This window comes from Aporhodopirellula sallentina SM41 (assembly GCF_000346505.1).
Classification (GTDB): domain Bacteria; phylum Planctomycetota; class Planctomycetia; order Pirellulales; family Pirellulaceae; genus Rhodopirellula; species Rhodopirellula sallentina.
Genome location: NZ_ANOH01000449.1, coordinates 23,761 through 32,640, shown reverse-complemented (window position 1 = coordinate 32,640; position 8,880 = coordinate 23,761). Strand labels below are relative to the sequence as shown.

Below are 8,880 nucleotides of genomic sequence, written 5' to 3'. Positions count from 1 at the left end.
TCAAAACGAAAGCCGGTCGGCTGCACTGGAACATTGCCGGGATCTTAGTTGCGGCAACGATCTTCCACTGCATTGACCATGGGAAACACAACCCAGCCGCCACAGCGCTGATTACGGCAGTGGTGGCGACGGCGGCGTGGGGGCGGCTCCCACTGCTGCGGTTCCGGCCGCTGGTCTACGTCAGCGGGATCTCGTACGCGATCTACCTTTGTCACAACAATCTCGGCTGTGTTTTGCTCAGCACGTTTGATCGTGCCGGCGTTTCGCCCGCGTTGTGTTTGGTGATCGTGATCGCGTTTTCGTTTTCCGTCGGTTTGCTCGTCACACGCCGGATCGAACAGCCGATCACACGCCGTCTGCAGTCGCTCTATCAAAACGGACATGCAGCGGCGTAGCTGAAAAGCGGCGCAACCGGTTGGCCGCATCACGAATACGCGGCGAACCGCAAACGCCTATCGTTCGCGAAACAGTTCGCTGATTGATTGATCGTGGTGGATGCGTTTGATTGCTTCGGCGAGCAGCGGTGCCACCGACAGTTGGACGAGGTTGGGCAGCATCTTTTCGCCCAGCACCGGAATCGTGTCGGTGACCGTGATCGAGTCGATCGGCGCGTCACGCAGTCGTTCGATCGCCGGGCCGCACAAGACGCCGTGGGTGCAGGCGATGTGGATTTCCTTCGCACCGGCCTCGTGCACCAGACGGGCTGCGCCGCAAATGGAACCCGCGGTGCTGATCATGTCGTCAAACATCAACGCGATGCGGCCCTCGACGGGACCACCGATGATGGTGCTCTGCCGTACCTCGAGTGCACTCGACCGCCGCTTGTCGACGATAGCAAGCGTTCCGCCGAGGCGTTTGCCGTGCCCGACGGCGCGTTTAATGCTGCCTTCATCGGGGCTGACGACGACGATTTCGTCGCCTTCAAAACGCCGGCTGACGAAGTGGTCGTTGATCACCGGAGCGGCATAAAGGTGGTCTACCGGAACGTCGAAGAAGCCTTGGATCTGAGCCGCGTGCAGGTCCATCGTCAACACGCGATCGGCACCGGCACGGGTGATCAGGTTTGCGACGAGTTTTGCGGTGATTGGCACCCGGCCTTCGTCCTTGCGGTCCTGCCGTGCGTAGCCGAAGTAGGGAATGACCGCCGTGATCCGCTCGGCGCTGGCGCGTTTGCAGCAGTCGATCATCGTCAGCAGTTCGATCAAGTTATCGTTGACCGGCGGGCACGTCGGCTGCATCAGGAAGACGTCGCGTCCACGAACATCTTCATCGAGTTTGCAGTAGTTTTCTCCATCGGGAAATTGCCCGAGCGTGATCCGCGCGGGTTTGAGATGGAGGTGTCGACACAGTTTTTCAGCGAGTTCTCGGTTGGCGCGACCGCTGAAGATTTTGAGTTCACGCATATCCCATTGCTCGCATTTTTTGGTCGACCAGTTGGAGTTCTTCCGGATTGTTAATCGACAGCGATTCGCAATCCTTCAGGACGGGCAACGCCTCCACGGCACGCCCCGCCTCATGCAGCAGTCGGGCACAGTCGGTGAGGTAGTATTCGCCTTGCGCGTTATCGTTGCTGAGGTTGGAAAGGGCCCACAATAGGTCGGGGGTGGAAAACAGGTAAGTGCTCATGTTCACTTCCTGGATCTGACGCTGCTCTTCGCTCGCGTCTTTATGTTCGATGATGCCGGTGAATTGACCCGACTCATCACGCAGGATTCGACCGAGGCCGGTCGGATCGTCTTTGGTGAGTGTGCCGAGCAGAAGTGCGGGGCGTGTTTCTTCGAAGTGTGCGATCAGTGCCTTTAGGCTCTCGGGCTGAACGAGCGGTGAATCGCCGGCGATGACCAGTGTCAGCCCTTGGCGGCCTTCGAGATGTTCGCGGCACATTTGAACGGCGTGCCCGGTGCCGAGTTGTTCGTTTTGCTCGGCAAACACGATGTCGGATTCGCCACGGGTTTCGAGTTCATCGCGAACGGCCTGCTTTTCGTACCCGATCACGACAACCTTTTTGCCGATGCCGGCTTGGTTTGCGGCATCGAGAACGAAGTGGATCATCGGGCGATCGACAACCGGGCAGAGAACCTTTGGCAGTTCGCTGTTCATGCGGGTGCCTTTGCCAGCGGCCAAAATGACGGCCAGAGCGGTACCTTGGGTGGGGCTAGGTCCGGAGTTCATGAGACTGTGTCGGGGATTTTCAGTGGTGTAAGAATGTGTCGGTGGCGTCCGGGGTGCCCAATCGTCGTCTGTGGAGCGGAATCGGACAAGGCGGTGTGGTGCCCGGAAAATGATCCACGCGAAAATCAGCGATCCCAAAACGAGCCGCGAAAATTTTGGGCGGAATCTGAGGATTCGCTCAAGTTTCCTGCCGGCTTGGTCTTGCCGCCGGTTTCACGCGATTGCTAGTCTGGCCTGCGATCAATGTTCCAGGACGGATTCTGATTGAAAGAATCAAATACTGCTTCAGAAATCGCGTAGAGGATGCCGATACATAGGGTGTTCTCAACTATCTGCGCTTGCGAAGTCTCCACTGATTCTGACGGAATGCATCCTGGGACAAGGATTGCGGCGCTGGTAACCGAATTGAGAGTTGTCGCCTCGACGACCCATAACCGACACGGTAAATCCGTTCGGCCAGGGGAAGCGTGCCGACTCGGTTACCGCATAAGCCCAATTCTAAGACCGTTTCTGATGGTCTCGATCCACGTCTCGCTGGTACCGTTTGTTCGGGCCGGTGCCCACGACGGGTGACGATCGAGGTTATCGGGTTCCGCCTTCCTCCCAGGGAGCCAGTGAAGATGCAAATTTACGGACCATTTCGTCTCTCGACCACGCAAGCCGCTTCTTCCACCAGCAGCACATCGGCTGCCGGTCGGGGTGCCAATCGACTCGCGACCCCCGAAGCAGGCAAGACGTCCGCCGCTCCCGTCGATCAGTTAGACCTTTCGTCGGCTGCCCAAACGTCGTCGGCCTCCGCGAGCAATCGACTGCAAGAGAGTTCGGCAGTTGCCGGTGGAGGCGAAATTCGCGTCGATCGTGTTGCCGAACTGCGTCGGCAAATCGCTCAGGGCAACTACGACACGCCTGAGAAAATGGACATGGCGCTCGATCGTTTCCTCGACGGGCTCGCTTAACGCGAAAAACAGCTCGCTCAGCGGGCTACAAGACAACCGAGTTTCGTTTGAAACGTCTCTCAACAGCGGTCTGGCGTCGTGGTGACCAAGAGGTCCCAGCCTGGCGACGCCGACCGTCCAAGACAACCGAGTCGCGATCGCGAATTTTGCGTCGCGGCTCAACCGGACACACCCTGCCGGACCGCGATGGTGAGTCACCGTCGCGTCGCGAGCGGTTTCGCGTCTCGCGGAATGAGATAGCCGGCGCCGAGAATTGATCGGCGTTCGGTGCTGGGCGGGGCTGACATCCTGACGAATCCAGCGACGTATTCGTGCTTATTTCGACGCTTGCAGCGATTCAAAGGTACGAAGGTCGTAGCCGATGCCGACGTAGTCGAGCAGTTTGCAAAGGGCACGGGCGGCGATTCCGAAGCCATCCGGTCCGCTGAATCCGCCGAACTGGCCGCCGCCACGCACGTGCGGTTCGAGGTCGACAAAGATGCCGTCGACGCCGCGTGCGGACATCCGTTCATGCAGCGTCGGCAGGAATCCCTTGAGGTCTCGCAAGATTGCTTCGTGAGCACTGTCACCACGGTCGGCGGGCACGAAATGGCTGGCGGACTCTTCATCGACGTGGTCGACGCGTCCGCCGAGCGTCGGATCGCTGTAGTCTTTGATGTGCAGCCATCCGAGCGACGGTTTCATCGCTTGGTACTGTGCATAGACCTGATCCGGGGTGAAGCCCTGCATGACGATGTTGGCACCGTCGAAGATCGTGACCATCGCCGGGTGGTTCACTTTCGCCGCGATGTCTGCGAGCAGATGCCCGGTTTGACCGACCAGGTTGGCTTCCACTTCGAGCCCGAAGGTCAATCCGCGTGCGTCGCAGGCCTCCGCGATGGCGCTCAGTTGGTCGACGACCTGATCGATATGGTCTTCGGGTTGGGTGCCTTTGGGGTGATAGAACGAAAAACCACGCAGCAATTTGCAGTCGAACGCTTCCGCCCGATCGCAGGCGGTTTGCACGTCTTCGCGGAGGTAGGTGTCAAACGGGATGAACTTGTTCGCGGTGCCGTCCTCGACATCGAGCAGTTTGACTTTGCCAATCGGCGACCCGATGCTCGAGACTTTCATGCCGTAATCGGTGTGCATTTGCTGCAACGTTTTGATTTCCTCGTCATCGAGGACCATCACGTTTTTGATCCCGTTTCCGACGTCGACAAAGCGAATCGAGTAGTACTGCAGGCCGATTGCGGCCAAGGCGGCGAATTGTTCGTTCGCCTTTTTGGTCATGGCGGACTCGTCGGCAAAACCACTTAAAATCACGTTGGGGGCAGAGTTCATCGGAAGTCGTCTCGGGGCTAAGTGGGGGTTACGGGAGGGGCGAACAGTTTGTGGTATTTCTGCCAGAACGTGAACCCGAGGCCTCGCCGGCGAGCCGGATTGAGGCCGATTCCTAGGGATTCGTTGTCTGGAACAGCGGGCTGGGCTTGTGGCGTTTTTTGGCCTTCCATATCATGCCGCCCTGCGCTATTTGTCAGATGATGCGGTTTGATGCCCCACCGCATGCCTTTATTACAACCCCACCGGTGCTCGGAAACCCTCCCTTGCTGTTTTCTTTGGACCCCGCTCTTCTCGATCTTTTTGCGACGTTGCCCACGATCGATTCTGTCGTCGATGGTGTTTCGTGGGTATTGATGATCGGTCAGGAAACCGGAGCGGGAACGGGCGACGGTGTGTCGCCGACCGGGCCTCCTTCGCCGTTGCAGGTGTTTTTCAGCAGTCCGCTGCCGTTAATCGCCGGTTTGGGCATGATCTGGTATTTGACTTGGTTTTTGCCTGAGAAACGCAAACGCCAAGATGAAGCCACCCTGTTGGCATCGCTCATGAAAAACGACCGCGTGGTCACAATCGGTGGGCTGCACGGCACCGTGGTTTCGGCGCCGGCGGACAGCGAAGTGGTGACGCTCAAAATCGATGAGGCGGGAACGACCCGCATCAAAGTAAACCGGACCGCCATTTCGGCGATCACCGTGCACGCCAAGGGCAAGTCGCTCGATAAAGACGGCCGCCCGACCAAAACCACCGGCGGTGATTCACCGTCTAAAAACGCTTCCGACGAGGATTCGTCGGGCTAGCTGAATCTAATTCTCATACCGTTTGCCGGTCCGTGGTCGAGGTCAATGATTGACGTTCGATTCGCCTGCGAACGAAAACCTTAACCGTCTTTCGAAAAATCACGATGGATCTTCCTTCCTCCCGCCTCGACTCGGTCATCAGTTCCGCTGGTTCCTTCGCATCGGACATGGCCTTCCAATTCACCACGACTCTCGCCCAAACCGATTCCGCGGTTGCGGGCGAAGTCCGAGGCATCTCCGCCGACCAATGGATCACGCTGGTCGTTGCGGCCGCGATCCTCATCCTGCCTTTTGTGTTCGGCGGATGGTTGGCCAAGCAACTCAAGATGCCCGGCTACGGCACGCGTTTGGGATTCATCCTCGTCGCGATCATCGGCAGCAGCGTGACGTTGTGGAACAAACTGCCCGGTCTCGGCGTGGACCTTCGCGGCGGTACGATCCTCGTTTACGAAATCGATCCAGAGAAACAAAAGGAATTGGCCGAGACCGGTTCGCCGATCACCAGCCAAGATTTGGTCGAGCCACTGACCCGCCGGATCAACCCGTCGGGAACGCAGGAGATCGTGATTCGTCCTTACGGTGAATCGCAGATCGAGATCATCGTTCCCGCCGTCGACGACCGCGAAGTCGCACGGATCAAAAAACTTGTCGAAGAAGCCGGTGTGCTGCGGTTCGCAATTTTGGCCAACCAGGTTGACCACCAAGCGATCATCAGCGCAGCGATCGACCAGTCCGAGTCGGACGACCCGTCTATCGCGACACGCGTCAAGGTCGGCGATATCGACGACGGCCTCTACGGGCGTTGGGTCAAATTGGGCCGCGAGTCCAAACCCAACGCAGACGGCGTGCGTCCTCTGCGGATGTCGACACAAGGCTCGCTGATCCGAAACCCGAACACCGGCGAAATCCTCGAACTGCCGCGTGAACTGCTCGGCCAAGACGAAGAGATCAAAGTCGCCAAGTGGCTCAAGACCCAGCCGTTCTCTGAAATCGAAGTGTTGATGGTCATCAACCCGCTGCTCGACATTCAAGGAAGCGACCTTTCCTACGCCGCGAGCACGTTCGATGAAAACGGTGGCCCTGCGGTCGCCTTCAACCTGACGGACTTCGGTTCGGGACGTTTCCGTGCTCTGACTCAGAACAACTCACCCGAGGGAACTCGCAAACGACAACTCGGGATCATCCTCGATGACACGTTGTTGTCGGCACCGAACATTCTGCAGGCGATTTCGAAGGAAGGCCGAATCACCGGTAATTTTACCCGTGAAGAAGTCGACAGCCTGGTTCAAATTCTGAAGGCAGGGCAACTGCCTGCCACCGTTACCAAGCAACCGATCGCTGAGAACCAAATCGACGCGACTCTCGGTGCTGACACGATCCAGAAAGGTGTTTTCTCGATCGGTTTGTCGCTCGGTTTGGTATTGGTGTTCATTCTGTATTACTACCGTTTCTCAGGAATGATCGCCTGCATCGCGTTGATCATGAACCTGATGTTGATCCTCGCGACGATGGTCTTTATCAACCAACCACTGACTTTGCCTGGCCTCGCCGGTTTGGTTTTGACGGTCGGTATGTCGGTCGACGCGAACGTTCTGATCTTCGAACGTATCCGCGAGGAGCTGAAAAAAGGTGCCAAGGAACGGATGGCGATCCGCAACGGTTTCGCTCGAGCGACCACAACGATTGTCGACGCCAACCTGACGACGCTGATCACAGCGATCGTGTTGTATGCGATCGGTACTGACCAAATTCGTGGTTTCGCGGTGACGTTGATCTTGGGCATCATGTTCTCGATGTTCACTGCAATTTACGTTTCGCGAACCCTGTTCGACTTGGCAGAGCGTCGCGGAATGCTTTCGTTGTCGATGTCTGACACAGTGAACTCGGTGCGTGCAGCGATGTCCGGCGGTGGCGAGTTCGACTTCATGGCCCGGGGCCGGATGATGCTGTTCGTCTCGTCGGTCTTGGTGGTCGCCGGTGTGGTGGCATTGATCTCTCGCGGACAGGGAATCTTTGATATCGACTTCGCAGGTGGCTCGTCGGTCCAATTCCGTCTCGACGCCCCGACTGATACCGAAGACGTTCGCCGGATCGTTGCCGCAGCATTCGAAAACAGTGGCGATGAAAAAATTCAGTTCACCGTCAACGGTGTGAATATGGAAGGCGCCGCCGAAAACACGATTTTCAAAGTCGACTCATCGGTGGACCAAGTGGACGTGCTCAAGAAAGCAATCCAAGAGGGGTTCGCCAGTGAGGGAAGCGTCGGGCTGTCGACGTACAAAGTTGACATCCGGCCTGCGGATCTCGGCCCAGGAACCTTGGACGAATCAGCTCAACCGGAGGCCGAAACGACCAGTTCGCAGTCGACACCGGACGTCAGCGATCAGTCTCGCTACGAAAGCTCGTACAACGGAGTGATGCTGACCGCGTTCCAGGCAACCGAAGAGACCGCTGAAGAAGGCTCTGCTGACGCCGAGTCATCGGAAGAAGGTGAGGAAGCCGCGGAGACTCGCGACATCCAATTGCCTGGCTTCACCTACAGCACTTCGGACATTTCGCTCGGGATCGAGGGCAGCGAGAAGCAAGCCGTGATCAACGAAGACGGTTTGAAAGACGCGATCCTGCAAGCTGCCGAAGCTGCTGGCGTTCCGATCAACGAACGTGGCATTCGCCTGCGTCCCCTCGGTGAAGGCACCGAAGAATGGGCCGGCGGTTCTGCTTTGCCCTATGCGGATTGGCGGGTTCAGTTGCCGTTGACCGGTGACAACGCGATCGCGGTCATGAAGCAACTCGAACAAAAGCTCGGCAGCGATCCGGTTTGGATCAGCAGCAGCAGTGTCGGGGCCCGCGTCGCCGGCGACATGATCAGTCGTGCTCTCGGAGCTCTGTTCGCATCGTTGTTGTGCATCATCGGCTACATTTGGTTCCGATTCCAACGAGTGATTTACGGTGTGGCCGCTGTGGTTGCTTTGCTGCACGATGTTTTGATCACGCTCGGTGCGATCGCGGTCAGCTACTGGCTCGCCGGAGCACTCGGGTTCCTGTTGATCGATCCGTTTAAGATTTCCCTGACGGTGGTCGCTGCGTTGCTGACGATTATCGGTTACTCGCTCAACGATACGATTGTCGTGTTCGACCGGATTCGTGAAACGAAGGGCAAGGCCCCGCGTTTGACCGGTGACATGATCAACTCCAGCATCAACCAAACACTCAGCCGTACGTTGCTGACATCGATCACGACCTTGATCGTGGTCGTGTTGCTCTACGCGATGGGTGGCGAAGGAATTCACGCGTTTGCGTTCGCGTTGGTCGTCGGCGTTTTGGTCGGTACCTACAGTTCGATGTTCGTGGCCAGCCCAGTGCTGTTGTACCTCGTCAATCGCAACGAACGTAAAGAGGCTGTCGCCGCTCAGGGCCGATAACCGGAGCCCATCGACTCCCGCGAAGGAGTTGCTTCCGAACGAATCGAAAACGGGTGTGGTCAGCCAGCCGCACGCGTTTTTTTGTGAAATCGTCGCTGTTCGCAGCGGCGAATCGTCGGTCGGGACGTTTTGCCTCGCAGTCGGATCGTTGCTTAGGGGCTCGCAATCCAGCGAACCGGGGCTGGGGAAAATGGCTCAAAGAACCTAAAGTGT

General features: G+C 57.8%; 7 protein-coding genes. 4 read left to right on the top strand and 3 right to left on the bottom strand.

Annotated features, from left to right (window positions below; genetic code table 11):
* Positions 1-395, top strand: a 395-nt coding sequence (locus RSSM_RS29540; RefSeq protein WP_044303982.1) for an acyltransferase family protein, incomplete at its 5' end; no start/stop codon positions are given.
* Between the two features lie 57 nt (positions 396-452).
* On the opposite strand, the gene RSSM_RS29535 is transcribed toward RSSM_RS29540, so the two are convergent.
* Positions 453-1,403, bottom strand: coding sequence for a ribose-phosphate diphosphokinase (locus RSSM_RS29535; protein WP_008688523.1), 951 nt, complete (start codon positions 1,401-1,403; stop codon positions 453-455).
* A complete protein-coding gene (locus tag RSSM_RS29530; RefSeq protein WP_008688521.1) occupies positions 1,396-2,172 on the bottom strand; it encodes a sugar phosphate nucleotidyltransferase in 777 nt (258 codons plus the stop codon). Before RSSM_RS29530 ends, RSSM_RS29535 begins: the two co-directional genes overlap by 8 nt.
* Positions 2,173-2,792: 620 nt before the next feature.
* Here RSSM_RS29530 and RSSM_RS29520 point away from each other — a divergent pair.
* Positions 2,793-3,128, top strand: coding sequence for a flagellar biosynthesis anti-sigma factor FlgM (locus RSSM_RS29520; protein ID WP_008688517.1), 336 nt, complete (start codon positions 2,793-2,795; stop codon positions 3,126-3,128).
* 315 nt (positions 3,129-3,443) lie between these two features.
* On the opposite strand, the gene RSSM_RS29515 is transcribed toward RSSM_RS29520, so the two are convergent.
* Positions 3,444-4,451 carry a sugar phosphate isomerase/epimerase family protein gene (locus RSSM_RS29515; RefSeq protein WP_008688515.1) on the bottom strand — a complete coding sequence of 336 codons (1,008 nt, stop codon included), beginning with the start codon at positions 4,449-4,451 and terminating at the stop codon, positions 3,444-3,446.
* Positions 4,452-4,714: 263 nt separating this feature from the next.
* On the opposite strand from RSSM_RS29515, the gene yajC reads away from it, so the two are divergent.
* Complete coding sequence (gene yajC / locus RSSM_RS32035) at positions 4,715-5,245, top strand: preprotein translocase subunit YajC (RefSeq protein WP_008688513.1); 531 nt, start codon at positions 4,715-4,717, stop codon at positions 5,243-5,245.
* 104 nt (positions 5,246-5,349) lie between these two features.
* Positions 5,350-8,667, top strand: a complete 3,318-nt coding sequence (locus RSSM_RS29505) for a protein translocase subunit SecDF (protein ID WP_044303980.1) — start codon at positions 5,350-5,352, stop codon at positions 8,665-8,667.
* Positions 8,668-8,880: the final 213 nt, after the last annotated feature.

Excerpts from the sequence above, each read along its gene's own strand:
- RSSM_RS29535 (WP_008688523.1), bottom strand. The coding sequence starts at position 1,403 with ATGCGTGAACTCAAAATCTTCAGCGGTCGCGCCAACCGAGAACTCGCT.
- RSSM_RS29530 (WP_008688521.1), bottom strand. The coding sequence starts at position 2,172 with ATGAACTCCGGACCTAGCCCCACCCAAGGTACCGCTCTGGCCGTCATT.
- RSSM_RS29520 (WP_008688517.1), top strand. The coding sequence starts at position 2,793 with ATGCAAATTTACGGACCATTTCGTCTCTCGACCACGCAAGCCGCTTCT.
- RSSM_RS29515 (WP_008688515.1), bottom strand. The coding sequence starts at position 4,451 with ATGAACTCTGCCCCCAACGTGATTTTAAGTGGTTTTGCCGACGAGTCC.
- RSSM_RS29505 (WP_044303980.1), top strand. The coding sequence starts at position 5,350 with ATGGATCTTCCTTCCTCCCGCCTCGACTCGGTCATCAGTTCCGCTGGT.